General features: G+C 35.9%; 29 protein-coding genes, 2 pseudogenes and 1 riboswitch. Of the genes and pseudogenes, 6 read left to right on the top strand and 25 right to left on the bottom strand.

Annotated elements, in window-relative coordinates; translation table 11 throughout:
- Positions 1 to 113: 113 nt before the first annotated feature.
- The 6 genes from ACN6NE_RS22550 to ACN6NE_RS22525 form a co-directional block, all read right to left on the bottom strand.
- Complete coding sequence (locus ACN6NE_RS22550; protein ID WP_474327356.1) at positions 114 to 1,769, bottom strand: DUF2339 domain-containing protein; 1,656 nt, start codon at positions 1,767 to 1,769, stop codon at positions 114 to 116.
- Between the two features lie 173 nt (positions 1,770 to 1,942).
- Positions 1,943 to 2,179 (bottom strand): hypothetical protein, encoded by a 237-nt coding sequence (locus ACN6NE_RS22545; RefSeq protein WP_013056931.1) that lies wholly within the window; start codon positions 2,177 to 2,179, stop codon positions 1,943 to 1,945.
- 99 nt (positions 2,180 to 2,278) lie between these two features.
- Positions 2,279 to 2,722, bottom strand: coding sequence for a hypothetical protein (locus tag ACN6NE_RS22540; RefSeq protein WP_129708963.1), 444 nt, complete (start codon positions 2,720 to 2,722; stop codon positions 2,279 to 2,281).
- Positions 2,723 to 2,875: 153 nt separating this feature from the next.
- Entirely contained in the window at positions 2,876 to 3,904 is a 1,029-nt protein-coding gene (gene splB / locus ACN6NE_RS22535) for a spore photoproduct lyase (protein ID WP_474327748.1), read from the bottom strand.
- Positions 3,905 to 4,014: 110 nt separating this feature from the next.
- Positions 4,015 to 4,263: a transcriptional regulator SplA domain-containing protein gene (locus ACN6NE_RS22530; RefSeq protein WP_016764006.1), complete on the bottom strand. Its 249-nt coding sequence runs from the start codon at positions 4,261 to 4,263 to the stop codon at positions 4,015 to 4,017.
- An 85-nt stretch (positions 4,264 to 4,348) separates the two neighbouring features.
- On the bottom strand, positions 4,349 to 5,308 hold the full coding sequence (locus ACN6NE_RS22525) for a LacI family DNA-binding transcriptional regulator (protein ID WP_129708961.1): 960 nt from the start codon (positions 5,306 to 5,308) through the stop codon (positions 4,349 to 4,351).
- A gap of 124 nt (positions 5,309 to 5,432) precedes the next feature.
- On the opposite strand from ACN6NE_RS22525, the gene ACN6NE_RS22520 reads away from it, so the two are divergent.
- On the top strand, positions 5,433 to 5,561 hold the full coding sequence (locus ACN6NE_RS22520; RefSeq protein WP_276319809.1) for a hypothetical protein: 129 nt from the start codon (positions 5,433 to 5,435) through the stop codon (positions 5,559 to 5,561).
- Positions 5,562 to 5,600: 39 nt separating this feature from the next.
- On the opposite strand, the gene ACN6NE_RS22515 is transcribed toward ACN6NE_RS22520, so the two are convergent.
- From ACN6NE_RS22515 to ACN6NE_RS22505, 3 genes are all read right to left on the bottom strand, one after another.
- Positions 5,601 to 6,911, bottom strand: a complete 1,311-nt coding sequence (locus ACN6NE_RS22515; RefSeq protein WP_129708958.1) for a Na+/H+ antiporter NhaC family protein — start codon at positions 6,909 to 6,911, stop codon at positions 5,601 to 5,603.
- 85 nt (positions 6,912 to 6,996) lie between these two features.
- A riboswitch (SAM riboswitch) is annotated at positions 6,997 to 7,103 on the bottom strand.
- 101 nt (positions 7,104 to 7,204) lie between these two features.
- Positions 7,205 to 7,972: an ABC transporter permease gene (locus ACN6NE_RS22510; RefSeq protein ID WP_474327352.1), complete on the bottom strand. Its 768-nt coding sequence runs from the start codon at positions 7,970 to 7,972 to the stop codon at positions 7,205 to 7,207.
- Complete coding sequence (locus tag ACN6NE_RS22505; RefSeq protein ID WP_474327746.1) at positions 7,965 to 8,876, bottom strand: ABC transporter ATP-binding protein; 912 nt, start codon at positions 8,874 to 8,876, stop codon at positions 7,965 to 7,967. The genes ACN6NE_RS22510 and ACN6NE_RS22505 overlap by 8 nt, the downstream gene beginning before the upstream one ends.
- A gap of 170 nt (positions 8,877 to 9,046) precedes the next feature.
- Between ACN6NE_RS22505 and ACN6NE_RS22500 the strand changes: the two genes are divergently transcribed.
- A complete protein-coding gene (locus ACN6NE_RS22500) occupies positions 9,047 to 9,487 on the top strand; it encodes a YtoQ family protein (protein WP_025752263.1) in 441 nt (146 codons plus the stop codon).
- 136 nt (positions 9,488 to 9,623) lie between these two features.
- Here the strand turns inward: ACN6NE_RS22500 and ACN6NE_RS22495 are convergent, their stop codons facing one another.
- From ACN6NE_RS22495 to ACN6NE_RS22485, 3 genes are read right to left on the bottom strand one after another with little or no spacing between them, the layout of a single operon-like run.
- Positions 9,624 to 10,835, bottom strand: coding sequence for a Ger(x)C family spore germination protein (locus tag ACN6NE_RS22495; RefSeq protein WP_129708951.1), 1,212 nt, complete (start codon positions 10,833 to 10,835; stop codon positions 9,624 to 9,626).
- Entirely contained in the window at positions 10,819 to 11,946 is a 1,128-nt protein-coding gene (locus tag ACN6NE_RS22490) for a spore germination protein (protein ID WP_129708948.1), read from the bottom strand. Before ACN6NE_RS22490 ends, ACN6NE_RS22495 begins: the two co-directional genes overlap by 17 nt.
- A 6-nt stretch (positions 11,947 to 11,952) precedes the next feature.
- The gene (locus tag ACN6NE_RS22485; protein WP_129708945.1) at positions 11,953 to 13,530 is read right to left on the bottom strand and encodes a spore germination protein; all 1,578 of its coding nucleotides are present in this window, start codon (positions 13,528 to 13,530) and stop codon (positions 11,953 to 11,955) included.
- Positions 13,531 to 14,035: 505 nt separating this feature from the next.
- Between ACN6NE_RS22485 and ACN6NE_RS22480 the strand changes: the two genes are divergently transcribed.
- Positions 14,036 to 15,655, top strand: a complete 1,620-nt coding sequence (locus tag ACN6NE_RS22480) for an ABC-F family ATP-binding cassette domain-containing protein (protein WP_129708942.1) — start codon at positions 14,036 to 14,038, stop codon at positions 15,653 to 15,655.
- Between the two features lie 38 nt (positions 15,656 to 15,693).
- Here the strand turns inward: ACN6NE_RS22480 and ACN6NE_RS22475 are convergent, their stop codons facing one another.
- The 5 genes from ACN6NE_RS22475 to ACN6NE_RS22455 form a co-directional block, all read right to left on the bottom strand.
- Positions 15,694 to 16,578 (bottom strand): DMT family transporter, encoded by an 885-nt coding sequence (locus ACN6NE_RS22475; RefSeq protein WP_129709693.1) that lies wholly within the window; start codon positions 16,576 to 16,578, stop codon positions 15,694 to 15,696.
- A 64-nt stretch (positions 16,579 to 16,642) separates the two neighbouring features.
- Positions 16,643 to 17,359 (bottom strand): helix-turn-helix transcriptional regulator, encoded by a 717-nt coding sequence (locus tag ACN6NE_RS22470; RefSeq protein ID WP_129708939.1) that lies wholly within the window; start codon positions 17,357 to 17,359, stop codon positions 16,643 to 16,645.
- 28 nt (positions 17,360 to 17,387) lie between these two features.
- On the bottom strand, positions 17,388 to 18,017 hold the full coding sequence (locus ACN6NE_RS22465) for an alpha/beta hydrolase (protein ID WP_474327347.1): 630 nt from the start codon (positions 18,015 to 18,017) through the stop codon (positions 17,388 to 17,390).
- Between the two features lie 967 nt (positions 18,018 to 18,984).
- The gene (locus tag ACN6NE_RS22460; RefSeq protein ID WP_474327345.1) at positions 18,985 to 19,221 is read right to left on the bottom strand and encodes a hypothetical protein; all 237 of its coding nucleotides are present in this window, start codon (positions 19,219 to 19,221) and stop codon (positions 18,985 to 18,987) included.
- A gap of 570 nt (positions 19,222 to 19,791) precedes the next feature.
- A complete protein-coding gene (locus tag ACN6NE_RS22455; RefSeq protein WP_474327343.1) occupies positions 19,792 to 19,980 on the bottom strand; it encodes a hypothetical protein in 189 nt (62 codons plus the stop codon).
- 710 nt (positions 19,981 to 20,690) lie between these two features.
- Here ACN6NE_RS22455 and ACN6NE_RS22450 point away from each other — a divergent pair.
- Positions 20,691 to 20,933, top strand: coding sequence for a hypothetical protein (locus ACN6NE_RS22450; RefSeq protein WP_129708930.1), 243 nt, complete (start codon positions 20,691 to 20,693; stop codon positions 20,931 to 20,933).
- A gap of 443 nt (positions 20,934 to 21,376) precedes the next feature.
- Here the strand turns inward: ACN6NE_RS22450 and ACN6NE_RS22445 are convergent, their stop codons facing one another.
- Complete coding sequence (locus ACN6NE_RS22445) at positions 21,377 to 21,883, bottom strand: CBO0543 family protein (protein WP_129708927.1); 507 nt, start codon at positions 21,881 to 21,883, stop codon at positions 21,377 to 21,379.
- 117 nt (positions 21,884 to 22,000) lie between these two features.
- The gene (locus ACN6NE_RS22440) at positions 22,001 to 22,453 is read right to left on the bottom strand and encodes an ArpU family phage packaging/lysis transcriptional regulator (RefSeq protein ID WP_129708924.1); all 453 of its coding nucleotides are present in this window, start codon (positions 22,451 to 22,453) and stop codon (positions 22,001 to 22,003) included.
- A 343-nt stretch (positions 22,454 to 22,796) separates the two neighbouring features.
- Here ACN6NE_RS22440 and ACN6NE_RS22435 point away from each other — a divergent pair, with 343 nt between their 5' ends.
- Positions 22,797 to 22,982: a type Z 30S ribosomal protein S14 gene (locus tag ACN6NE_RS22435; RefSeq protein WP_129708921.1), complete on the top strand. Its 186-nt coding sequence runs from the start codon at positions 22,797 to 22,799 to the stop codon at positions 22,980 to 22,982.
- A gap of 465 nt (positions 22,983 to 23,447) precedes the next feature.
- Positions 23,448 to 23,636 (top strand): DUF4177 domain-containing protein, encoded by a 189-nt coding sequence (locus ACN6NE_RS22430; protein ID WP_129708918.1) that lies wholly within the window; start codon positions 23,448 to 23,450, stop codon positions 23,634 to 23,636.
- A gap of 216 nt (positions 23,637 to 23,852) precedes the next feature.
- On the opposite strand, the pseudogene ACN6NE_RS22425 reads toward ACN6NE_RS22430, so the two are convergent.
- From ACN6NE_RS22425 to ACN6NE_RS22400, 6 genes and pseudogenes are all read right to left on the bottom strand, one after another.
- Positions 23,853 to 24,834 (bottom strand): annotated as a pseudogene (locus ACN6NE_RS22425) (DnaD domain-containing protein).
- Between the two features lie 112 nt (positions 24,835 to 24,946).
- Positions 24,947 to 25,267 carry an ORF6C domain-containing protein gene (locus tag ACN6NE_RS22420; RefSeq protein ID WP_276319815.1) on the bottom strand — a complete coding sequence of 107 codons (321 nt, stop codon included), beginning with the start codon at positions 25,265 to 25,267 and terminating at the stop codon, positions 24,947 to 24,949.
- A 48-nt stretch (positions 25,268 to 25,315) separates the two neighbouring features.
- Positions 25,316 to 25,666: pseudogene (locus tag ACN6NE_RS22415) on the bottom strand (Rha family transcriptional regulator); the annotation flags it as partial.
- 264 nt (positions 25,667 to 25,930) lie between these two features.
- Entirely contained in the window at positions 25,931 to 26,104 is a 174-nt protein-coding gene (locus ACN6NE_RS22410) for a hypothetical protein (protein WP_165351733.1), read from the bottom strand.
- A gap of 13 nt (positions 26,105 to 26,117) precedes the next feature.
- A complete protein-coding gene (locus ACN6NE_RS22405; protein ID WP_129708912.1) occupies positions 26,118 to 26,387 on the bottom strand; it encodes a group-specific protein in 270 nt (89 codons plus the stop codon).
- A complete protein-coding gene (locus ACN6NE_RS22400; RefSeq protein ID WP_474327339.1) occupies positions 26,380 to 26,649 on the bottom strand; it encodes a helix-turn-helix domain-containing protein in 270 nt (89 codons plus the stop codon). Before ACN6NE_RS22400 ends, ACN6NE_RS22405 begins: the two co-directional genes overlap by 8 nt.
- Positions 26,650 to 26,677 lie beyond the last annotated feature (28 nt).

The following is a 26,677-nucleotide window of genomic DNA, read 5'->3' as shown; positions in this document are numbered from 1 at the left end:
CAATTCACTTGTTCCATTATACATGATTGTATACTTTTTGTACGACTTCAAGATTAAGTTTACATAATAATATTATAATAAATAAAGCTGAAGAATTTCTCTTCAGCTTCTAGCTACTTCTTTTTATAAAATAGTCGCGAGATAATTAAACCGATAGCTCCTAAGACGATAAATAACAAGGCTCGTATAGCCATTGGGATAAAAGGTAAATCGTATAAAACGAGTTTAAAAAGTGTTAAGAACAAAATGCCCACGCCGATATACGTTGCTGTTTTAAACGTTTTAAGTGATCCTATTACAAATGCTGCAATGGACAGCCCTAACCAAACGGCCGTCATAATAAGCGTTTGCGGATTAGCGGAAAGATGATTGGTTCCAGCGGCTGTAACTTCCGTAGCAAAAATTAAAGAAAGAATAGAAAAAACAATACTTCCTCCGATTTTGAACATATCGTGCTCATCCTGTTCTGTTTTTTGAATGCTGATCCATATAAATACTAGAATAGAAGCTAACACAACAAGCCAATTTAATGTCGGAAGAGACAGCACTTGTTCGATTGGTGTAACTAAGATATACGTTGCACTCAGTATATAAATCGTATAAGAAAATAGTTGATGAAGTAGATTTTTATACGTCATGGCGATATAGTAAACAGCAAGTCCTTGAATCACATATAAAATGACTCCTTCTCTTAAATCGACGAGCTGATGAATAAAAAACGCTACTGCAACAATTAAATAGGTAATAAAAAATTCAAATTTCTCTTTAGAACTTCTTACTGCGTAAACACCTAATGCGTAAATAATAACTAGCGCAAGCAGCACCATTGTGGTCGTGCCATCGTCAAAAACGGCGAGCAGCCAGCCGTACGTAACTGCTAAACTCGATAGAAGGGTAAACGCATATACTTGGAGTACGGATTGTGAGAGAAAAAAACTAGAAATCAAGCATAAATGCTGAATAAGAATCGCCATACCTAATAACTCTTTTACACCATTATCACCAACAAACGAGTAATAAATGAGTAGCGTAAGGTTTAATAGTACCGCGGAAAGAACATATAAAATTGAATATTTTTGTTTGATTGCCACGTATAAAAAGGCAATATACAGAAGCGTTTCATAGCCAATGAAAACGAGCGCATTAGGCGAATTACTTTCAATAAGAAAAGGAACTAGTACGCCTCCAACCGCGCTAATAATTCCTAATGCCTGCGAACGATAAAAGACTGTCGCGATAATCCCTAGGATAATCCAGCTCACATTTAGGATAAAAGCAAGCGTTGGTCCCGCTAAATAATACAGGCTATGCATCGCAAACGTCGTTAACATGAGAATAGGAATAGCTCCTCCTACAAGTACTTGCCCGAGCACCAACCTACCCTTTTTAATTTGGAAATGACCTGTCACAGCAAAACCTATTGAAACAACGAAACCGAGAACAACTTTTGCTTTTTCATTCATTAACCCATAGTCAGAGGCTGCTTTAAATCCCCATAGCACACCAATAATAAATACAAAAATAAAAATTCTCGGCAGCCATGTTTGAAAAAGGACTTTTTCCCAATCAACAGGTTCTTCTATTGCCTGTGAACTTTTAGCTCCTGTTTGAGCAGGACGTTTAGTGGTCTCCTCACGCTGCTTGGGAGGAGCGTGAACTGTTTTTGGTCTTGAAGAATTTGTTTTATATACGAGCGACTTTAGCCTGGCTACGTCTTCTTCTAAACTGCTTATTTTTCGTTCAAGTTCTTCTATTCTTTCTTTTTCCATATTTCCTCACCCTTTCTCTTTAAAGCATTTGTGATTTTTATATGTGTATCTTACAGTACTTAACTATTATACCATTAAAAGGAATATAACTTAGAAACATTCTATTTTCAGCAAAAAAAAATACAGCGCCCTTTTCAAAAGAAAAGTTCGTTGTATAGGATGTGCTGCATTTTTTATGTCACTTTCTCGCTGTATGTACTATGAAATCCCGCTTCGATGTGGGCTACTTGAAAGCTATGGTGACCAATTAAATATTTAACAATATCCACACGGTCAATTTTACCGGGCTTATTATTCATTGCTTCTCGCACCATAGATTGAAATGTTTCTTTGCAAAACTTCTTTTCATGAAGCAGAATCGTTTCACAATACTCTTCATGATCTCCCTCTGAAATACGATAATAATGCATTTCTTTCACCCCTTTTTAATGTTATACCTATTACATACCCCAAATATTTCTATTTTAACAAATTAATTTTATTATTCTTTATTTTTCTATATATATGGTTTATAGGGCAACGTTTCGAAACTCGTCGTTATAAATGCTAATTTGAAGCCGCTGAGAAAAACGTTCTTGTTCGATATATGTTTCAGGCATTAATCCAACAGGATATACCTTAGGGTTTTCGCCACTGCCTAATATGTATACATACATCTTTCCTTCGCTTGTATATCGAACTTTCGTCGAAATACCCCCTTGCCCTTGAAGAGGCGCATAAACAGCTCTTACATTATCTCTTATTTCTTGTACAAACCCATGTAGTTCCACATCAGCATCATAATAATGGTTTGCTTCATACAAGCCGTAAATACGAGACTTATCGATATCACATAATATGTTCCAAAATTCAGATAAATCCTCTTGGAATAACACTTGAATAAAATTTCGTGCAGCTTCTTGCTGTTCGTTTGTTAATTCTTTTGTTAGCGCAAACTCTTCATTTTTTAACATCTCAGTCACCTCCCTTTTGTATGTAATACGACAAGAGATAAAAATAACCTCTTTTTTTCAACTTATTAGCAAGCAATTTATTTTTTTACATTAAAAATTGAAAAGTTATTTTGACTAAGGCGTCAGAATAACTTTTCAATTACTGTAGAATAATTACGTAAAATATTCGATTTTTGCATTCGGAAAATACTGATCAATGTAATATTCTAATGTTTCTCTTAATTCTTGTTCTTCATCTTTTGCGTATACATACTTTCCAATTCCGTAACGCCCCCATTTGTAGCGGCGCTCCTCTTCATTCATCTCAAGCTTTGTTTTCGGATAATTTTTCTCGATTACCCGCTTGGCCGGCTTGGTAAAGCGATGCTGAATCATTTCAAACGTAATATCATCTCTTGACTCCTCAGGTATAGAGGCGTCAAGCTTTTCAAACAACTGACGGTATCCTTCCTGCCATCCTTCATGAATGTAAATAGGCGCTACAATAAAGCCAAGTGGATATCCGGATTTTGCAACTTTATTAGCAGCTTCAATCCGGTAATCAAGAGGAGATGTACCAGGTTCAAAGTTTTTTATAACATAATCTGCATTTATGCTAAAGCGAAAGCGCGTGCGACCATTATGCTTAGCATCCAATAGATGATCCACGTGATGAAATTTAGTCACAAAGCGCAGTTGACCTAGTTCACTTTCCCCAAAATATTCAATCGCGCGCTTTAATGAATGTGTTAAATGGTCAATTCCTACGATATCAGATGTACAAGCCGCTTCAAATCGCGTTATTTGAGGGGCTCTTTCCTGCATATATTGCTCTGCTTGACCTAATATTTCTTCAACATTCACGTACGTGCGAATATATGGTTTACTTCCCATTGTTGTCTGCAAATAACAATAGTGACAGTGCCCCATACACCCTGTTGCAAACGGTATTGCATATTCAGCTGACGGTTTAGATGTATCAAATTTCAATGTTTTACGCACTCCAACTACTAAAGTCGACTTGGCATTGCGATATTTTTGCAAATCATTTTTCCCCGGTATATTACGCACTTGATTATGAGAAGTTGTTTGACGAATCTCAATTCCCATCTTCTCAAATTTTTCTTTTAATTGAACACCAAGCGGGTACTCCATTGCCCCTGGCTCAATATATACTAATTGAGGTACAAAAGGTTTTATCATCATTACACTTCCTTTTTTCTAATACTAATAGCGTTTGAAAAATAAAAAGACTCTATCCTTGGTAATTATTTTTCAAACAAAAAAGACTCTCCGTTTAAGAGAGCCTTCCGTCAGTCATATTGTTCATAATCAAATATCTTATTATACATTTTTTCAGCTTCTTCATACGTTGAATACACGGCATCATCTTCAGCTAACAAATGATAAGACTCATGTAGAAACAGCGCCTTTTCACCTTTGTTTTCAGGATGTTCAACAATTTCAGCTTGATTAATATTCGCAACGTTTGCCGTATGAGGATTTCGGTAAATAACAAATACCTGATCTCCCACTTGATATTCTTTTTTTTCCACGATCATCACCCTTTTCTTCTTTCTTTACTCGTATGATGTCCGCTTTTGCTCATTTTATCCGGTAAAAACACCTCATGGCATCATCAAGAATTCATACGCTTTTACGCTCAATAAACCGAAAAGGGAGCTCAATTTTCTGAGGAGCCTTGCTTCCCACTAATGTAAAAAGCGTTTCTCCCATTTCCTTAAGAGGAAGTTCGATCGTTGTGATTTGTAAATAAGAAGAAAGCGGATGATTATCAAAACCAATGATAGCTAAATCACCAGGAACTGAAATACCCGCTTGTTCGCACTGAGCTTTTATTCCGATAGCTACTTGATCGTTTGTTACTAAAAGCGCCTGAGGCCGATTTTTCATCTGCACTAATTTTTCCACCACTTTTTCACCATCTGTCACGTTCAAACAGCCTTGAAAAACCCATTCTGAATGATAAGGCTGATTTATTCTTTTTATATATTCTTTGTATGCTTGTTGCCGCTGCAAGCTATTTGTACCCGTCATTCTTCCAATACAGTAGCCAATATCCGTATATCCTTTTTCTTTTAAATACAGGAGCGCCTGCTTAAAAGCTGCATAATGATCAACGTATACGGAGCGAATAGAACGATTCTGTACGTTTTCGCACACGGCTATCGGCCCGTACTGCTGATAATATTCAATCGTGCTCCAGCTGCTTGCTCTAGAACAAATAATCACTCCATCAACTTGCTTTGTTTTTAGCATATGAAGCGCTTCTTCTTCTTTTTTTACATCATAGTTCGTCTGACAAATAACAAGCTGATACTGCTTTTCTAAAGCTTGAGATGCCACTCCTTCTAAAAGCAGGCTGAAATACGGATGATTAATAAAAGGCAAGACGACGGCAATCATATTTGTTTTCCCTTTTGATAAATGAACGGCATTAATGTTTTGTTCATAATTAAGTTCGTGAATAACCTGCTCTACCAGCCGGCGTTTTTCTTCTTTTACATACGGATGCTGATTTAGCACCCGGGATACAGTCGAAACAGATACACCAGCTTTTTTTGCGATATCTCGGATATTTGTCATGTTTTCACCTTTTTCTCTTGCGCTGAAACGCGTTTCATACTTTATTCTCATTATAAAGTGAAACAGCAATAAGCTAAACCCGTTACCATCGTGTTTTTATTCATTTACTTAAGGAGGTCATTTCATGGGTATTTTATTATTCATTTTATTATGCGGAATTGAAATTGGAGGAGCGGCTTATGCACTTAAACAAAATGAGACGCTTTGGAAGGAGTTAGATGAAGAAAAGCCGAATGATTTTTTCAAACAGTAAAAAACCCTTAAAAAGAACATTCTTTTTAAGGGTTTGATATTACGCAGCTTCTTTAGATGATTTTGACTTTTTATTTAAACGAGGAAATCCAATTACAATCGCAATGATCCCGCAAACCGCTGTTAACATTGGATAGAATGTAAATGGAATAATCTCAATCGGTGAAACTTTAGCAAATCCTGCTGCGAGAAGCATTTGTGCGCCGTAAGGGATAAGCCCTTGAACGCTGCATGAAAACAAGTCAAGCAGACTGGCTGATTTCCGATTATCAATTGAATACTTATCAGAGATTTCTTTTGCTAACGGACCTGCCGTAATAATTGAAATCGTGTTATTAGCCGTGGCCAAATTTGTTAAACTTACCAATCCGGCGATGCTGAATTCTCCACCTTTTTTTGTTTGAATACGTCGTGTTAATAAATTCAATAAGAACTGAATACCGCCGTTATAGCGAATAAGCTCAACCATTCCACCAATTAATAGAGATAAAATAATTAACTCCGACATTCCGCCAATACCTTCTGTCACAGTTTTGGCAAGAGAAGAAAGCGTGTAGCTTCCATCAGCCAATCCGATTACGCCGGCTAATACAATTCCTCCAGTTAAAATGCTTAATACGTTTGCACCAAATATGGCAGCCACTAGTACGCCGATATATGGCAAGATTTTAAACCAGCTGAAATCTTTGATTTCTACTGAAGACGTGTTGCCGATCGTCATGACAAGCAATAGAATCACCGTAACAATCGCTGCAGGAAGGACAATAAAAAAGTTTACTTTTAATTTATCTGACATATTTGTTTTTTGCGTACGAACTGCTGCAATGGTCGTATCAGAGATTATAGATAAATTATCTCCAAACATTGCACCACCAATAACGGCAGCAATTGCTAACGTAATGGATACATGCGCTTGCTCACTGATTCCTACAGCGATAGGCCCTAGCGCAGCGATTGTTCCCATTGACGTTCCCATCGAAATTGAAATGAATGCGCCAATAACGAAGATTCCGACTACCACTAAGCTTTGCGGAAGCACAGACAGCGCTAAGTTTACCGTTGAATCAACAGCTCCCATACCTTTAGCGACTTCTGAAAAAGCACCTGCTAAAATAAAAATAAGCACCATAATAATGATATCAGGATGCCCTGCTCCTTTAGCAAAACGTTCCACTTTTACATTAAGTGAATCTTTGCGATTCATAGCCAGCGCCACAATGGCTGCAATGATAATGGCTACTAAGACAGGCAGCTTATAAAAATCTCCCGTTATAATTCCTGATCCGACAAACAGGACTAAAAAGACGCCCAGCGGTAACAGCGCCCAGCCGTTTCCTTTTTGTTGTTCCATTCTTAACACCTCTTGTTTACGTAATAAAAAAAGACCTCTTCTTATTGATAAGAAGAGGTCTCTTATTTGTATCATAAGATTACCCTTCTCATCTTCCAAACGAAACATCGTCTGCTGGATTTGGCACCGCACTGCGTACAGCCAGTTGCCGAGACATCATAGGGCCAGTCCCTCCGTCTCTCTTGATAAGAAGTTTATAGTTGTTTTAAAAATAGTCTTTCACTACTGTAATCTCTTTTTATTTAATTGTCAAATGCTATTTTAGAAAAATATATAGTGCGAAAATTCTCACATCAATTAGCTACGTCTCGTTTCAAAAACGCTGCCCATGCCACGCCTATAAAGAAGACAAAATGCGCGACTAAGATGAAGATTGAAAATGGAATCGTCATGCCGTCAAACATCGTCTTCATTCCCTCCATATACTGCACAAAGTTCGTGTTGGCAAATAATAAAAATTTCCCCCACCATAAACCTAGCTCTGATACTAGTCCTGTTACAGCTTTCGCGCCGATACTTACGACAATAGCCAGACTGGAAGCAAGCGCGCTGTTTCTAAATAAAGACGACAGCATGAATGCGAACGTCATCATCATAAAAGTTTCCATATACGCACTGTCATACGTAAGCGTAATGTTTTTAAGCAGCTGCGCATCTCCTTCTAGACTGGTAAATCCAAAGAACAATGCTCCCCATACAAACGAAAAAAGCAAATAGCTCAGTAAGTAATACAAGCTAATTAAAATGAGCGTTATGTACTTGGACGTTAAAATCGTTGAACGTCTAGCCGGGCGAATTAACAGAAGTTTAATGGTACCTGCTTCAAACTCTTTTGCAACCATTGACCCTCCAACAGCAAGAGCAAAAAATTGAACAAGAATCAGCATACCTGAACTAAATGACAGAAAGTTCAAAATGTTGTCTTCTGTTCCTGCACTGTTTGCTACTTTTTTCATTAATAGAGCCATACAAAGAGTTAAAATACCGATTGTAATAAACGTGACTTTTGTACTTCTTTTGTGAAACCATTTCATATGTTCATTTTGAATTAGCTTAAGCATGGTGCTCTCCTTCCGTAACGGACATAAACGAATCTTCAAGCGTCTCATACACAGGGGTAATTCGGTAGACTAAAATATCGCTGTCCACTAATTTTCTATTTACAGCTGGAATTTGTTCTTTTACAATCGCCACGTCGATAATATGTGATCTCATCGTTACTTCAAATTCTTGTGATAAAAGATCCGCTGCTTTTTGCGCGTCAGATACCTCAAATTCTACGTACATTCCTTGGTCTTGACGATTTGGAGATAGATCTTGAATGGTTTTTAACTCACCGTCTTGAATAATGCCAACGCGGTCACATAATGCTTCTACCTCTTTTAATAAGTGGCTCGCGATTAAGATTGAAATTCCTTCTTCTGTACAAAGCGTTTGTAAATATATACGAAATTCTCTCATTCCCGCTGGGTCTAGACCATTTGTTGGTTCGTCTAGTAAAAGCAATGCAGGCTTATGTAAAATAGCTTGAGCTACTCCTAAACGCTGTCTCATCCCAAGAGAATACGTCTTCACTTTTGCATGAATGCTGTTTTCAAGCTTTACTAAAGCAATCACTTCATCCAAGCGTTCTGATGTGATCCCTTCATGCATATTCGCAAAATGTTTTAAATTTTGATAGCCCGTCAGATAATCATAAAACTCAGGATTTTCAATAATCGCTCCAATTGATTTCATAGCTGATGTAAACTGTTCTTTTAAAGGAAACCCATTGACGGTAATCGTTCCCTTTGTTTCTTTAATGAGTCCTACGACGGTACGAATTAGCGTTGTCTTTCCAGAACCATTTGGACCAAGCAATCCGAAAATCTCACCGCGCTCAACCGATAAGGATACATCATGCAAAATGGTTTTCTTCCCAATTACTTTACTGACATGATCTACTTGTAGCACTGTTTCTGTCATCATGTACATCCTTTCTTTAATTAGCAATACGCCTTCTATTGTTTCTCTTTTTTAACTATTTGTCTACTATAACCTTATTTTTGGAAAAGTAGCCCATTCAAATCATTCGTATTATCCGCTTACATTTGATAAAATAAAACAAACTTTAGTTAGAGGAGGACTTCTACATAATGAACTTAACCGTATACCTTGCCGGGCAGATTCACGATAACTGGCGAGACGAAATTAAAAACCAAGCAGAACAATTAAACCTTCCCCTTACCTTTGTCGGTCCCATGACAGACCATGACCGCTCCGACAACATTGGAGAAGAAATTTTAGGAAAACAGCCTAACGCTGTCTTAAAAGATGAAGCTGCTTCTCAAATTAATAATTTACGCACGCAGGTGCTCCTTAAAAAATCTGATGTGGTTATTGCTTTATTTGGCGAAAAATACAAGCAGTGGAACAGCGCAATGGATGCGGCAACAGCCATTGCATTAGATAAACCGTTAATTTTGGTTCGCCCTGAAAAACTGCACCATCCGCTTAAAGAACTGTCAAACAAAGCCCAAGTTGTAGTCGAAACGCCAGAACAGGCTCTTCAAGCATTAGCTTATATTTTTGAATAATAAATAAGAGCTGCCACTTTTGGACAGCTCTTATTTATTGTTTATTGAGGGCTCCGTACGAAGCATGTGATGAGTATTTCTTTTGGGAGATTTTTTCACTTTTGACATACAGATAAACAAAGTTATAGTCGGGTGCTTACTTTTTTGACCCGGATGCTCCATAATCTTTAATCGTTAACTTCACATCATAGTTAATTGGCACTTCACTAAATGTTTGATCCCAATTGTCTTTAACCCTCATCCATACTCCGGGCCTCTCAATTCTCAATTGATTTCCGAAACCTGCAACATCAACTTTATATTTTGTTTGCATTTTTTCTAGTACGTTTCTTACCAGATGCTTTACTTTTTTTTCTGAAGTTTTTTGCGCGTTCTGTAAAAATTGATTGTTAAAAGAGCTCCCTGAGGTCATCCAGCTTTCAGATAGCCTTCCCACTGATTCAATGTGTACATCAAAAGAGATATTATTTCCTTTAACATGAGGTTGAATGTGACTTTTCATAGACTCTATTTCATATACAATCAGCTGACCGGTCTTTTTATCAAAGCTTTTTACTAGGCCGCCTTTTCCTTTGCCTGTAATCCAAGCCAACCCATCTAGTTCTTCTTCATTTAAAAAACCAATCATTTTGCTTGTTTTCCCTTTAATTATACCAGCACCCGCAAATTTGATTTCTCCATTTGCTGATAATACATTTTGCAGCAGAAAACTAGACCCAGTTTGAATCTTGCTTGCTAATTTAATAAGCGGCATGGGCGGTAAAATTCGCGTTGTTCGATAAGTATTGTCTATCATTCCATACAGGTGAAAAGCCGGGATCTCTCCTGCTGTTTTTGATTCTAACGTGTCCCTAGCTCTTCCTTTGCTAATAAACACAAGGCAACTAGGTCTAAAATCATTGTCCCGAAGAGTTTGGTCCACTAATTGCTCTAAACTATACGCTCGTGCAAGAGCCTCACTGATAACCATTACTTTCATATGGGGACTAGTTAAAGGAGTGTCACTTCTTAAAGATAATTCACGAAGCATTTGAAAAGGAGAATCTCCTGTTTCCGAGATATTTACGTAAGATTTCTGCTGCGGTCCTCCTTGTTTAGTGGTTGAACTTGCAACTTGAGGAGTGATAAGTTGATAAGTTGACGTAATCAGGTTTTTTTTAGTATACCCTTCTCCTTGTTCATCAAATTCTTTTTCAGCTATGGACTCCTTACCTTTATCGTAGGCCACACCCACTCCAAAACTTTGCTCTTCAATTTCATGACTGCTCCAGCAGCCTGCCAGAGGAAAGAGCAAAAAAACAGAAAACAAAACCAATAGGAACTGGAAATGGTTAAAGGTTTGTTTCATACTTTACTCCCTTTACTTTTGAAATAATGAGAAGAAGCAGCGGCAAAAACCCAAATAAAACTAAGGCAATATTGCCAATCACATCTCCCAGTTTAAATACATCATTAATATTTTTAGGAATCATGGAAATAAAATATATAACCGGAAGCAAACCATACATAAATGGATGAATGTTTTTTTGGAAAAGCTGAGACAGTCCTAATGAAGCGGCGTAATGATTAATAGTAAAAGAAGCAAACATCTGCATGATCCATACAACTAACAGCAAGGAATCAAATCGTTCAAAAATCAAGCCTGTCAGCTCAAAACTCCTTATTAAATCAAGCGTTGGCCATGTTCTTATTACTACTCCATCAATCGATAACGCTCCGATAACCATTACAACAGTAATCACATAAATAAATATAGGAATAGTAATTCCAACTAGCACAGCTTTTCCTGCTTTGTGTGGTTCTTTCATAAAAGCTAAAATGATTAACATGATTTCAGGGCCCGTGAATGCAAGAGCAGTTGTTTTTACCCCTTTTAGTACAGGAAGGACTCCTGATCCAAGTACGGGGCGCAGATTATCTATTTCAAATATTTTCATACTCATAAAAGCTACCAGTAAAAAAAGAATAACGGTAATAGGGAATATAATTTCAAACAGTCGAGCGATCGGATTAATGCCTCCTCTAATTAAATAGAGGCTTATCCACATAAATGGCATAATAATAGCCCACGTCGGCGTTCCTTCCAGTAAGAGATATCCGGTTACTTCTGCCAATGAACGGGCGTGAAAACCACCAAGCAGTAAAAAATAACCTATCATAAGTAAGCTAATTAACTTACTCAACCATTTCCCTGTAATTTCTTTACTGTATTGATAAAACGTCTTTCCAGGGAATTTCCGGCTTAATTTCACCATGATTATTGCTGCTATCATGGTGACTATTCCTCCTAGAATAACAGTTAGCCATACATCTGGTGTTTTCACTTGTTCCGCAGCTGTTCGAGGCAACGTCAGAATACCGGTTCCAAGTATAAAATTGATGACAATAATAGCTGTTTGGGGCGTCGTAATACGATCGTTTGAATTTATCATTACCACTGATTCACTTCCTTTTATCATAAGCTGCTATCCTTTTCGTAGAGAATCTTTGGTATGCATCATCTTTGGACGTCTTTTCATCATCATAAGAGGCATACGGACCATCAAATCCTTCCATTCGCTTAACCGATAGGGTACCGCTGGACTCATATAAGATACGCCAAAGCTTTTTAGTTTCACTAAATGACTGGTCATAAAAAGGAAAAATAAAACGACTCCATATAACCCGAGTATGGCAGCACATAGCATAGCTATGAAGCGAAGAATACGCAGTGAGATCCCGACGCTATATTGCGGAATAGCAAATGATGAAATTGCAGTTAACGCCACAATAATCACTAAAATAGGGCTAACAATCCCTGCCTGCACAGCAGCTTCTCCAATAATTAATCCACCGACAATTCCCATTGCTGGACCAATTGGTTTTGGTAACCTGAGTCCAGCTTCTCTCAAGATTTCGATAGCTATTTCCATGAATAAGGCTTCTATAAGGGCTGGAAATGGCACTCCGGACTTTGTTCCTATAATGGAAATAGCGAGCTTAGTCGGAATCATCCCTGGATGAAACGAAATAAAAGCAATATACAAAGCCGGTGTAAAAAGCGAAAGAACTACTGCGATATAACGAAGAAAACGAATAAATGTACCGGGAATCCACCTTTCATAATAATCTTCCGGCGACTGTAGCATCATGCTAAACGTAACAGGGGCAATCAAAGCAAAAGGCGTCCCGTCTAATAAAATGGCTACTCTCCCTTCCATCAAAGCAGCAATTACACGATCCGGACGCTCCGTATTCTGCACCTGAGGAAAGGGACTAAGGTAATTATCTTCAATGAGTTGTTCAACATATCCTGACTCCGGTACATTATCAAGATTAATTTTTTTAATTCGTTTTTCTACTTCTTGAACTAGCTCTGGATCAACAATCTCCTTTATGTAAGCAACAACTAAGTCTTTTTTGGAACGCTTTCCTACTTGAAATTTCACCAGCGACAAATTTTCAATATCTCCGCTTCCTCTTAATAAAGAAGTATTATCACTTAAAGATTCAGTGAAGCCTACTCTTGGCCCTCTCACCAATGCTTCTGATACGGGCTCTTCAATCGTTCTTGTTTTTACTTTGCTTGTACCAAGAATTAAGGCAAGTGATAACCCGTCAATTAAAAGAGCCGTAGATCCTGTTAAGACTTTTGATGTTACTTCTTTAATGGAATAGACCTCTTCTACATCACTAATTGATAATACTTGGCTTTTAATACACTGTTTTGAAAGGCTTCCCTTTACGTAAAGCTGATCCTGTTGGTATTCTTTTGAAAAATCAGCCATCAATGATGACAAAATATGCTTTTCAATAAGATCTTTATCTGAGAGCCCCTCTACAAAAATAATAGCTGCCTGAATGCCAGTGCGTCCTATAATAAACTCCCGAAAATGAACGTCGGAGTTATGACCAATTTCATTTTTAACTACTTTTAGAGTTAAAGCTAAATGATCCGTAACATGATTAGATGAATCTTGAGGTGTAAATTCCTGTTTGTTTTCCTTCTCATTCGCATGTTTTCCTATTTTTTTTACTGTTGATCTCCATTTTTTCACTTTCATCACTCTTCCTCTGAATTACGAATCCCGCTTAATAATTTGTAGATTATATACGGGATTAAAAAAACCATAACTGCTTGTATAAAAACTGGCCCTTCTGGAAGATAGGAAACAACTAATTCCCACATGATAATCACCCTATTTATGTCTATAACAAAGCAATTTTAGAAATAAGCATCCGTAAAATATTATTGTTTACTTCATAGAAATTCTTTTATTTACCAGGTAGTATTATTCTTCTTTTTGTTTCTTATACAAAGGAATACAACATCCATCTTAAAAATGAAAAAGAGCTGATTACTGAATGCTTAGACATGCTGGTTTGCTGCTCAATGTTTTGGTGAATGCTAGAATAATTAAGTTTTACCGCTCAAAAAATCCCTTAAATGGTTGACGAGTGCTTAAAGTGTCGGTTACACTTTATGTTTGAAATATTGTATTCATATCGCTCTTATCTCGAAAGAATGGTATAATTTTATAGATATTGAATTTGGAGGACTGCTCATACATGATTACAGTTAGTAATGTAAGTTTACGATTTGGCGACCGAAAGTTATTTGAAGATGTGAATATTAAATTCACGCCTGGTAACTGTTATGGATTAATCGGCGCAAACGGTGCTGGAAAATCAACGTTTTTAAAAATTTTATCTGGTGAAATTGAATCTCAAACTGGTGATGTACATATGGGCCCTGGCGAACGCCTTGCTGTCTTAAAACAGAACCACTTCGAATATGAAGATCAAGAAGTTATGAAAACCGTTATTATGGGGCACGCTCGCCTTTATGAAGTAATGCAAGAAAAAGACGCTATTTATATGAAAGCAGACTTCACAGATGAAGACGGAATGAAAGCAGCTGAGCTTGAAGGTGAATTTGCTGAATTAAACGGTTGGGAAGCAGAATCAGAAGCAGCTATTCTTTTAAAAGGATTAGGTATTTCTGAAGATCTTCACGCAAAAAAAATGGCTGAACTAACGGGTAGTGAAAAAGTAAAAGTGCTTCTTGCACAAGCTTTATTCGGAAAACCTGATGTATTACTTTTAGATGAGCCTACGAATAACTTGGATATCCAAGCAATTCAATGGTTAGAAGAGTTCTTAATTAACTTTGAAAACACAGTCATTGTTGTATCTCATGACCGTCACTTCTTAAACAAAGTATGTACGCACATTGCTGACCTTGACTTCAGTAAAATCCAAATCTACGTTGGTAACTATGATTTCTGGTATGAATCAAGTCAATTAGCACAAAAAATGGCGTCAGATGCAAACAAGAAAAAAGAAGAAAAAATTAAAGAGCTTCAAGCCTTTATCGCTCGCTTTAGCGCAAATGCATCGAAATCAAAACAAGCAACGTCTCGTAAAAAATTGCTTGATAAAATTTCATTAGATGACATCCGTCCTTCTTCTCGTCGCTATCCATACGTGAACTTCACGCCGGAACGTGAGATTGGAAATGACGTACTTCGCGTGGAAGGTCTAACAAAAACAATTGACGGCGTAAAAGTTCTTGATAACGTAAACTTTATTATGAATAAAGATGATAAAATTGCTCTTGTAGGCCGCAACGAACTTGCAAATTCAACATTAATGAAGATTTTAATGGGTGAAATGGAAGCAGACAGCGGTACGTACAAATGGGGTGTGACAACGTCTCAAGCCTTTTTCCCAAAAGACAACTCCGAGTACTTTGAAAACGGAGATTTAAACTTAGTAGACTGGCTGCGTCAGTATTCACCTAATGACCAAAGCGAAAGCTTCTTACGCGGTTTCTTAGGCAGAATGCTATTCTCTGGTGAAGAAGTGTTGAAAAAAGCCAACGTTCTTTCAGGAGGAGAAAAAGTTCGCTGTATGCTTTCTAAAATGATGCTAAGCGGTTCAAACGTTCTTTTACTAGACGATCCTACGAATCACCTTGACTTAGAATCAATCACAGCACTAAATAATGGACTTATCAGCTACAAAGGTTCAATGATTTTCACATCTCATGACCATCAGTTCGTTGAAACGATTGCGAATCGTGTAATTGAAATTACGCCAAACGGAGTAGTTGACAAGCAAATGACGTACGATGAGTATTTAGAAGACAGCAACCTACAAAAACAAGTAGCAGGCATGTACGCTTAATAAAAAACCCCCCTTTCTTTAAAGAAAGGGGGGTTTTTTTATATATGCACCTCTTGATTTAGCGATGACTTCGGAGAATACGTTAAAAACGCTAAGCTAGCAAATACTAGTGCTGCTCCGCATATGTTCACCAAAGTTAGAGATTCTCCTAAGAAAAAGACGCCAAGTAAAAAAGCGGTAACGGGCTCTGCTAACGATAGCGTCACGGCGGTAGACGCATGCACCGACTTGAGCGCTGTAGAAAATAATACATAAGCAAGAGCCGTCGTAAGTATTCCTAAGTGAAGAGCAATGCCTATTCCATTTAAAGAAACTAGCCAGCTCATATCATACATAAACCAGCATGGGATTAGTAGAACAGCAGCTGCTGTGAACACAAGAGAAGCGCCTACTTGCGGATCAACATGCTGAACAATGCTTTTATTAACCGTGGTATAGCAAGCAAAAGATGCCCCTGCTCCTATCGCCATACCCAAACCTATCACATCGATTTGACTATCTTTTTTTAACAATAAGCAGCAGCACCCTATAATACCAGTAAACGTGGCAAGCAGCCATTTTTTCGTAGGTTTCTTATGATACACTATGTAATCTAACACTCCTGACAAAAGCGGCGCACTGCCAATTGCCACCATTGTTCCTACTGCAACACCCGTTTTAATAACAGCTGAAAAAAATAAAGGCTGATAAGCGGCCATACTTGCTGCAGCAACCGCAAGAGGCAGAATAGGAAGGCGTCTTACGTTCACTTTCTTTTTTTGTATAAGACAAGCTGCAAGAAGCGACAGTCCCCCTACCGCTAAACGCACCGCTCCTATCACCACAGAATGCGCTTCAGCAGATGCTAAAGCTTGGGCAGTCCCTGTTGTTCCCCATAGGACAGCTGCACATAAAATAAGTATTTTTGATAATGAAGTATTCATCATTCCATCTCCTTTCTTTTATCATAGCTAAAAGAAAGAAAAAAGTTTTTCCGCTTTTATGATGTTACTTGTCTGTTTTTAAGATACTGCGATATTGCGTGGGTGAGATTCCTTCTTGTTTTGCAAACCATTTAGTGAATGAAGACAAGCTATGATAGCCGACTTCATACGCAATATACGTTACCGAGTAGCTGCTCTCTTTTAACAGTTCTTTTGCTTTATTTAAACGTATATGCGCTACATAACTTTGAGGTGAATAACCCGTTTTTTGTTTAAACCAAGCAGAAAAATAGGCAGGATGATAATTTTCCAGCTTAGCAAGACTTTCTATGTTTAGCTCTTGATTAAAGTTAGCATGAAGGTAATCAATGGATTTAAACGTTTGTTTCTTTGGCAAATAATGCTGAACGTAACGGACTAAATCTTCAAGCGCCCCCCTGTCAGCGCTTTTTTGAAGCTGATCAAGTAACAAGTAGCGAAGTGCTTTCCACCTTGAATCCCATTGAATAAAAGCTGCTTCTTGAGAAAGATGCGCACTTTCTGTAAATTTCAAAGGAATATCAACAACCAAACATTCATTTGTATCTCTAGCTTGATACGTATGTAGCTGACGTGGCGGAATGTAAAAGCAGCCTTCTTGCAGCGTTAAGCGCTGCTCGCTTGCTTGAATATCAAGAGCACCTGCTAGCGGAAACAGAAGCTGACTGTAGTTATGATCATGAGTATGAGGTGAATAGCTGTAGGCTCTTTTTTCGCAAATAATTTCACGTAGCGTATCCATTATGCTCTCCTTTCTCTTTGTTCTTACCTCACAAAAGCATTTCTATACGACTCATAACGGTTTGTAACGCCTTTAACGAATCGGACGGAGAATAAAAAACATCCAATGAATGATCGGCATTTTCGATGACTTCAATATGCATCTTTTTTGTTTTTAACCCATAGACTGATTCATTATAATAGTGATCACGAGTTCCTATTACAGTAAGACCTTTATGAGTGCTTTCTAGTAAACTTTCAAACAGTTCCGATCTGGTTAAAAGCGGCGTCAGTAAAAGCATCACTGCGTCTTTGTAGGCTTCATCTTTCATAATTCGCTGAATCAGTGGAATTGTACCAATTGATTTTCCTGCAAATATGATATTTTTATAGTCATTGTGAGATAAAACGTCTTGCAGCACAAGATCAATGTCTTGCATCATAACATCTGCAATCTCATCTGTAGACTTTGTCATCAACTCTTTTGGATATGTATAGTGAATATGGACAACGTCAATTTCGCATTTTAGCATCAGCATCGTTGTGTAATACAATAGCGGCTTTTCATATGTATAGCCCAGGCCTGAAAACATAAAGCAAATGCGAGACCCTCCTGTTTTAATATGTGTATAGGTAATCCTATGAGTTTGGCTGCTTACACTTTTCTGATTTACGTGCATGTCACTCCTCCTTTTTAAATATTCTAACATTTAATTCCGTAAAAAAACCCCATCTTTTTCTTAAAAAACAAGATGGTTTCATAATTTGTTGTTAAGCTATTGTAGAGCTGTTTAATTGATTTTTATTAGGTTCTGATTTTCAAAACATATCATTATAAATTAAATTATGTGGGGCAAAAATGGGGCAAAACTTCTGCCCCATTTCCTTTTTCTTTCTGAAATTCAAGAAATATATAGAATAGCTTAGGTATAGTACCAAAGGTTTTCAAAGTAGCTCATGAACTAGTGAAGATTCTTCATCTTCGCTGAATATGGCTTATTTCATATTCACATCTTTTAGCTTTTTTTTAGATAGTATCTGGTTATTTACGTGGTCAACTAATTTATTTTAAATATGATAATACTCCTTGTTCTTCTGCATTATTCATCAAAATAATTACTTATTAGCTAACCTTCGTTTTTTTGCATCTTATTTAAACGTTTGAGACTTCCTAAGTATATAAATAGCCGATCAAATGTAATGAGATAAATCCTAACACAGATAAGGCCAGCTACTGATATAAAAATAGCTGGTATAAAGCTTAATAAAAACCTCACAACAGGATTTTGATTTAAGCTATCATACAACCTCTTTCTAAGAACCAAGAGAGTAATTTTAAGTAAGATTATTAACAATAGATTCCCTTTTGTTATGTAATCATTTGCCCATTCAGTAAATATGGAGTTAAAAGCACTTACAAAGATTACACATAGCGAAATAAACATTAGCATAGTTACAATTATTTTCTCCTTTTTACTCAATAATACAATAATAAAGGATAAATCTCCCTTTAAATTTACGCTTTTTAAAATTAAAACCATCCCTGGAGGAGAGTGCTTTTAAAAAACTTATACTCGTTGAAGGAGAAACATCATGCCAACCAAGAGAATAGCTGGCTATTTATAGCATACTCCCATGTTAAATTTACTATACTTTAGGCTTTTCCTTTTTTAATATAAAACTTGCCAGTTGAATATCAAGAACTGTTCTATCTAAATCAGCCATAGCTGCTAACTGTTGGTGATAATCCGGAATATATACACTTCCGTCATAGTGAGCTTTAATAACTCGCCTGAATTTTTGAAATGAGCATCTTACGACGTAACATTTATAGTCTTTTTCCTCAATTATATTTAATACTTTAAAATCAAATTTAATATTCATTCCCTAAAAACACCAACTTTCTATCTTTAATTTCGACAGAAAGCGACATTTACCTTCTTGAACAAATAAATATTTTTTAGCGCATCATATGCTAATTACTTAAAAATAATAATACTTTTATCTCCGCATTAATAAGTTCAACCTAAATTACCCTTTGATTGTTAACTTAGGTTGAACTTATTAAAACAGAAAAACTCCTGAATTAATCAGAAGTTCAAAGTTAGCCTATAAATAAAAGCTCTAACAATAGCCTTCTGTTGAGGAGTTTTACCACCCATGTCATATCTATAGGACATTTTATCCTCTCCTTTCTCCAATTCTTTCGACGAATAAGAGGAATACCCTTTTTTTGACGAATATTGTAAAAAAGGAGGTGTCTAAATGAATATAGAAGTTCTTCTTAATTCGTATATTAGGGTAAATTATATAAATGGTGAATATGATACTGGTGACTTAAATACTATAGATGATGAACGTAATATAATTACTATAACAACAAATACAGGAAAAGAACTTTTTATTCCGCCTTTCATACAAATAAAAAAGCACCCTCGAAAGGATGCTCTTTTCTCACAAAATAATTTCGTAAGAGTACAAATCGCTATATCTTCGTTCTAAATCACCGAATTGAATAGTACTATTTAGTTCTTTACCTTTTTGGATTAATTCAAGTAGATTACCTTGTCCAAGAAAGCCTGCTCCCTCTTGAATCGGTACTTCTATTACCATACCGTCTTTAAACTTTACCAAGATTTTCACTAGAATCACCCCCTGTCCCAATTATATCGAACAAAAGAGGAAAATTAACACATTTTTTCAAAATAAAAAACACCCCATTTAGTGAGGTGCTTTTTATTAGACAATAGCAATGCATAATGTAGACTCTAGCCAGCTGAAAGGAGTTAGCTAACAAACCTATGATTAACTATCTTCACAAGAATTATACCTTAAATTAAAAAACACCCCTAGAGAAGGATGCTTTTAAACAAAAATACACTAGTTAAAGAAGAAACATTTTGACGACAAAATGACTTGCTGACTATTCATATTATGAATTCTTTTTTTGAAGTTATACCCTATAAAAATAAAAAACATCCTGATTAGGAACAGGATGCTTTTTACGAACTACATACTTAACTTAAAAAGGTAATGAGATGTTAGTCAAAGGAGATTGCTAACTCCATCTATATTATTGGATTATTCACCTAAATCCATACCTTATAAAAGTAAAAAACACCCCCGAAGGAGGATGTTTTTTAAAATGATACTGATTTAAGGAGTTACGATTCTTCAGCCAAAGGAGTCAGCTGTTTACGTATAGTATGGATTCCTTTTTAAAAACTATACAATTTTAAAATTGTAATAATAAGTTGGCCTGTTTTTCTAGCCCGTCTATACAAATTTGACAACCTAAACATACATTAAGGTACATTCTATTTTCTTTATCACTAATGAAAGGTTGAAAACATATGCCTGCTTATATCAATTCACTTACAATTGGGAATGTATCGGGTGGAACTATTATTCTTGGCAACGTAGGCCAAGTATGCCCCATGACAACTACAAATTCCAATTCACAAACAAGCCCAGGATTAAACGCCAGTCCTAATTCAAATTCAACAACAAGCTCTCAAAACTCTTCTACTACGATGCCTAGTTCAACATCCCCTGCGGCACCTAGTTTTGGCAGTGGAAATCCAAATCCACTTTAAAATTTCGTGATATAACCCCTTATAATAGACAAGATCATAAGCGGTTACATTACTAATTTTCATTTGTACTGTGAACATTTACTTAACATGTTTTAAAATAAAAACACCCTTAGATGAGGGTGCTCTTAGAAAACTTCTTCTTTGAAAGGAGAAACCATTCACCAACTAAGGGAACGGTGGATCATTTATATATAGTATGTGTTTCTTTTTAAAGTTTATACGTAAAATAGAAAGCAGCACCCTCGGCAAAGGTGCTGCTTCTACAATAGAGAAAAAAGGAAGTTAATTAGTAGGACCTTAAACTACTAACCAACAGTTATAAAGTTACCTATTTGATATTTCTTATACTAAATATTTTTCGTTAATACCATAATAGCATCCTTAATACCCAATAACCTTTCGTATTTCTTTCACTTTTCTCCCGTACATATAGCGACCATACTCTAACTTTTTTGTGTAACCTTTTGCTGCTTACTATCAATTAGCCTTACAGCTCCAATAAATGATCTTGTAATTAAAGATTTAATAATAATGCTGCCAAATGTATGGTACCATTTCCAGCCTTTATTCCATTTGATTAAATCCGTTTTTTTAACTGCCCATAACTCAACCAAAAAAGCAGGAAACGTAATTAGAACCAGTTTATAAACAATAGCAAAAGGCTTATCTTTTATTGTCATTTGGTTATACAGGACCGTAAAGGTTGGGTATATTAAATAATCAAATAAAATGTGGGTTCTAAATAATTTTGGTAAAAAACGGGATGGATATTGAACTATTTTATACGTAGTAAGAGCCTTATCGACTATACCATTCGTAGCAGCATTATATATATATACCAATAGCCAATCTTTTATTGGCGGTTTCCTAAGGATAAGAGGGATAATGACAAGTAAGTTTGTAATTAAAATTACACGTAAAAAGCTTCTATCAAAATTTTTCTTCTTCATTGAAATTCACTCCTTCCCGGGGATAGTATGCTCTATAGGAAAAAATAAATGTAATAATTTTCTATTCCTCCTTATTTATCTTTTGAAATTCCTAATTAAATCAATAAAAAAGACACCTTAGGCGGGTGTCTCGGCTTCTTTAAATACCTGTAAATGTAATGAAAATGCAAGCTTATAAAAGGCTCGTTCACGTATTCTATAATAAGTTGTTTCACTAATTCCCATTTCACTATACACATCAAATACATACACATCCTCATATGTCATGTATGTCTTAATAATTAATTCACGTTCTCTTTTACTAAGTCGATTTACTGCTTGTTGTACTTTCCGCATGAAATTGTGTCGTTCTATTTCATAATTCACTCGTTTAATAGCAGCATCTTCAGTCGAAGAATGAAAGGCGTTTGTATTAGAAGGAGGTACCAGAGAATAACTTGGTGTAATCTTTGGTAAAATGTCTTCTGGAACAATCATCATATACATACGATAATCACTAAAAACCTGTTCCACCTTACATTTAGTTGCTACTCCATCCACGTCTCTTAAAAATGATATTTGTTTAGCCATAACATAACCTCCTCTTAATTTATAGTTGTCTATAAGCTTCCTTTACTTCCTGTTATAATTTCACTGGATTTATTGGTAAGAGATCCCTGGTTAAATTTCGTAAAAGGTATTGTATAATGGAATCACTACCTTTTATAAAATTATTTTACCTTTTTATCCATTCGACGCTTCCGACCAAGCGTCTTTTTTTATGTTCTAAATACTTAAAGTAAAATTTATAGAAATCACTACTTGTCGTATTTCAACCCTTTCAAATATTGCCAATGAAATTCAGCCAAATTTAAGATATAATATTATAACTTCGCTATCCCACATTACACATTAATAAAAGGGAGGCAATACTATGGCTAAAAAAGCCTTAATTGAAAAACATACAAATGATCAAAAATTTAAAGTACGAGAATATACACGATGTGAGCGTTGTGGACGCCCTCATTCCGTTTTACGTAAATTTAAGCTTTGTCGAATTTGCTTCCGTGAACTTGCTTATAAAGGCCAAATTCCTGGAGTTAAAAAAGCAAGTTGGTAAAAAACCTCCCTATTTTTGGAGGTTTTTTTATTATCCTAAAATATCCATAGTTATATCTTTGTCTTAGATCTAACACACCGCTTGCTAATCTTATTTTTTATCAAAGACTTTTTAACATGCATTATTTTTACATTCTAAAGGTTGATGGCTTATAATGGTTATCTAAAGGTTTTCTCCCCCTTTCTTAATTACTTATTTTCTTTCTTCAACTTAGATTTTTCACCTTTCAAGAACGATATTTCTTTATTTGAATTTCTTAATGGCTTCTTTACCTACATACTTAATGACTGGAACAATCGATTTACCGTTGGAACGCTAACTGTTTGTTGGTGATCGAATACTTTTTGCAACTCAGCCTGTGATTTACGTTTCCCCCTCCAATTTGTTTACAAGGAGCCAAAGCTCATCATTTTTTGAAACCTTTTCCAATTTTAAGCGTAATTATTTTGAAAGGGAGGTTAGAGTATGAAAGAATACCGGTTTGAAAAAGTTGAACTAAAGTCCTTCACGCGCGATCCTAAAGCAGATTACCATGAGATTATTCATGAAGCGGCAAGAGATGGATGGGAACTAGTTCAGATATTTGCTCCTGGAACTGCTTCGTATGGTACTGCCGCATATTTTGAAATCATTTTTTCTAGAGATATAGATTAAATTGATGGGAAGAGATAATTAAATTTATCTCTTCCTTTCTTCGTTTCATATTATTTTTGTTTTTGAGCCTTATAAATTTCTTCAGGTTCATTTAACGTTAATTCGTATAGCCGCTTTCTATTAGTAGGATTTTTGAAATATCCATAGCGTGTGAGCTCGATTACTAAATAGCTACGACGCTGATCAACCGCTTTTTTTAGAGACGCTATTATTTAGTCACTCCTTTCTAGCTTTCAATTCTTCATGGAGTGCTTTTAATTCAGCTTCTAGCTTACGTTTTTCCTCTTCAAATTCATCATTAGCAACTGCAACAAGAGTGCTAGTTTGACTATCAACTTTGCTTGTATCTCGAGATAACCAATCCGGAACTATTTCTTTACGAACACGTCCGCTCTGTTTAAAACCACGTTTGTTTTTAAACTCTGCTTCCAACACTCGAACATCCGCTACTGTACGAACATTGCGGTTTGCCCATGCTTTTAGGATACCTTCAGCATATTTCCATGCTTTTTGCTGTTTAAGTGTTAACTCCATTGCTTTTAGAACTAGTTCTTCTCCCATATCGTTAATCCAATGTTGAATTTGCTGACTAATAAACGGATTAAGCATGCCAAAATTTTGTTGATAAAAATCAAAAACAGATTGATAACTACTACGACTACTTACTTCACTTTCTGAAGAATTACCTACTTCCGGTCCCATATCTTTCTCAGGTAGTAGTAGTTCTTCTTTTTCTTTTTCTTGTCCACTTATCGTTAACGTATCGTTATACGTGTCGTCTACGTGTCGTGAAAATGCTTGAAGTACTGAATCATTAGGAATATGCTTCATGGTATCTAGTAACAATGTTTTGTCTTTTACTTCCTTTAATTCTTTATTTACACAATCAATTACGGGTTTTCCAGCTTTATGTAAGTTGTACTTCCCCCAATTAAGAATCGCTAATTCTCTTGTCTGCTCGTTATATTTAATAAGTTCATGGCAGTGTAATAAAACGATGTAAAAGGCTGTTAATTGATTCAGTAGAATACCCTAAATCAAAAGCCATCTGCTTTTTTGTAATCTGATATACACCAATTTGGGTAGTGTTTGGGTTAGTAAGAAGATATAAATAAAAATACTTATCTTCTGGCGTCATTTCTTCTAGGACCTTGGGATCTTGCCAAAAAGTTGTATGAACTTGTCTATATTTAGCCATGTTAAGCTCTCCTTTTCCATGTTATACTATCCGTAAGAATTTTTTCTTTTGGGTCTCTGTTGCAGCAGAGACTTTTATTTTTTACTTAATAAGACATTAATTAGGTTATCATTCATAATAATGGCCTCCAGGCTTTGACCCATGCAATAGCATCTTGATAATCTCGCCGTTTCACAAAGATATATTTAGGTGCTGAAAATGCTCGTCTCAAGTTCTTATGAATCTCCGAATACATTCTTTGTTTGGTAAAACCGCTTTCTTGATAATCTTCTATAAGTGATTCAACACGTTTCTTAATCTCATGATGCAAAGATTGTTGTTGGCCATGATTAAGGGTTAGTTCTTCAGAAAAAACACGCTTTAAGTCTGTTACTTCTTTTTTTATTACAGGAATTTCTTCAGCTGCTTCTATGCTTAACTTCATGGATGCCATTAATTGCTCACGTTCCGTTAAAATTTGGGGTTTCCCTTTCAATTCTGCTTTAATTCGCTTAAATTCTTGTAAAAATTCCACTTTAAATTTCATTGCTTCTGGTGTTACATAAGACATAGCAACTAACGCAAATGCATCCTCTGTTAATTCATATTTTCTGTAAAAGTTTCATTGTTGAGATTGATATTCACGTTCCACAAAGTTGTGGAATATAAATTCATTCATACCGGCTTCAACTAACTTCATTTTTTGATTACGAATATCTCTCATTACTGAGTCATGCCGCTTCCCGAAAACTTCAGCAACAGTTAAAGAATCCGTGACAGCTTGCCCATTTTGTATACTAACTAATTCCTTCACCTTTATTTCTCCCTCTCTTAATCTATTAATAAGTTTCATTAATGACTTCTTCTATTTCCTCATGTTCAACAAGTAAGTTACGTAAACATTTGAGTTTGACCTCAACACTACAACTCAATGTTTCATAGCCACATGTTCCACAAAAATACCTAAAAGTAGATATTAAAATACTGCTCATATTTAAACTTCCTTTCTTCTTGTAAAAGAGTTATAGATTATTAAAAAAATTAGTAGTATTACTGATGGACCACCTAGGAACATTAAGAACAAAAAAGTAAATAACGAAAGAGTAATTTCCATTCCCTATTCACCTGCTCTTTCCAATGCAAGAGACAGAGCTAAATTTTGCTGTTCATATCCAGATATCAGTTTTTCAATTGCTAGTGGTGTATCTGATATGAGTAGCTCTATTCTCAAACGACTTATTTGCTCTTTATTCCATACTAGTCGACTATGAATAGTCTCAATAATTTTCATTACTTCACCCCTTTTAAAAGTTACATTGTTCAAACAACCAATTTTCCAGAAACTCTTTTGCTTTCGGAGCATAAATATACCATTTCCCCCCTACTTTCCTTTTTGGAAAGCGGGGATCAAAGAAGAATTCTTTTTGTATAGTATTCCAACTCATACAGGTCCTTCTTTTTAATTCTTTGGTATCCCAAAATATAAGTTCAGCATCAACTTCGTCTATTTTTTCTTTAAGAGTTTTTAAGTACAGTTCTCTAACTTCATTTTCATCAATCTCAACATTAATCACTATTTACCCTCTCCATTAATTTTGTTTTCACTTTCGAAACTTGAGGTTCAATAAAATACTCATCTGATGAAATTTTAAGATGTCGACATATGTTACGTACTTCATTCAAATTAAAATCTCCTCCAGTCCCATTAATCTTTTGATTTAATCCAACTGCTGAAATTTTAAGCAATTTAGACAATTCCTTTTGCGTAATGCGATTTTCCACCATATAAGCTTTTAATTTTGAATAAGGAAGATGTCTCCGTTTAATCTCATACACTTCATCACTCCCTTATAAGTTGTCATTT

The organism is Priestia sp. 53B2 (assembly GCF_056099005.1).
The sequence above is the reverse complement of the archived record's forward strand: the minus strand, read 5'-3'. Positions and strand labels throughout refer to the sequence as shown.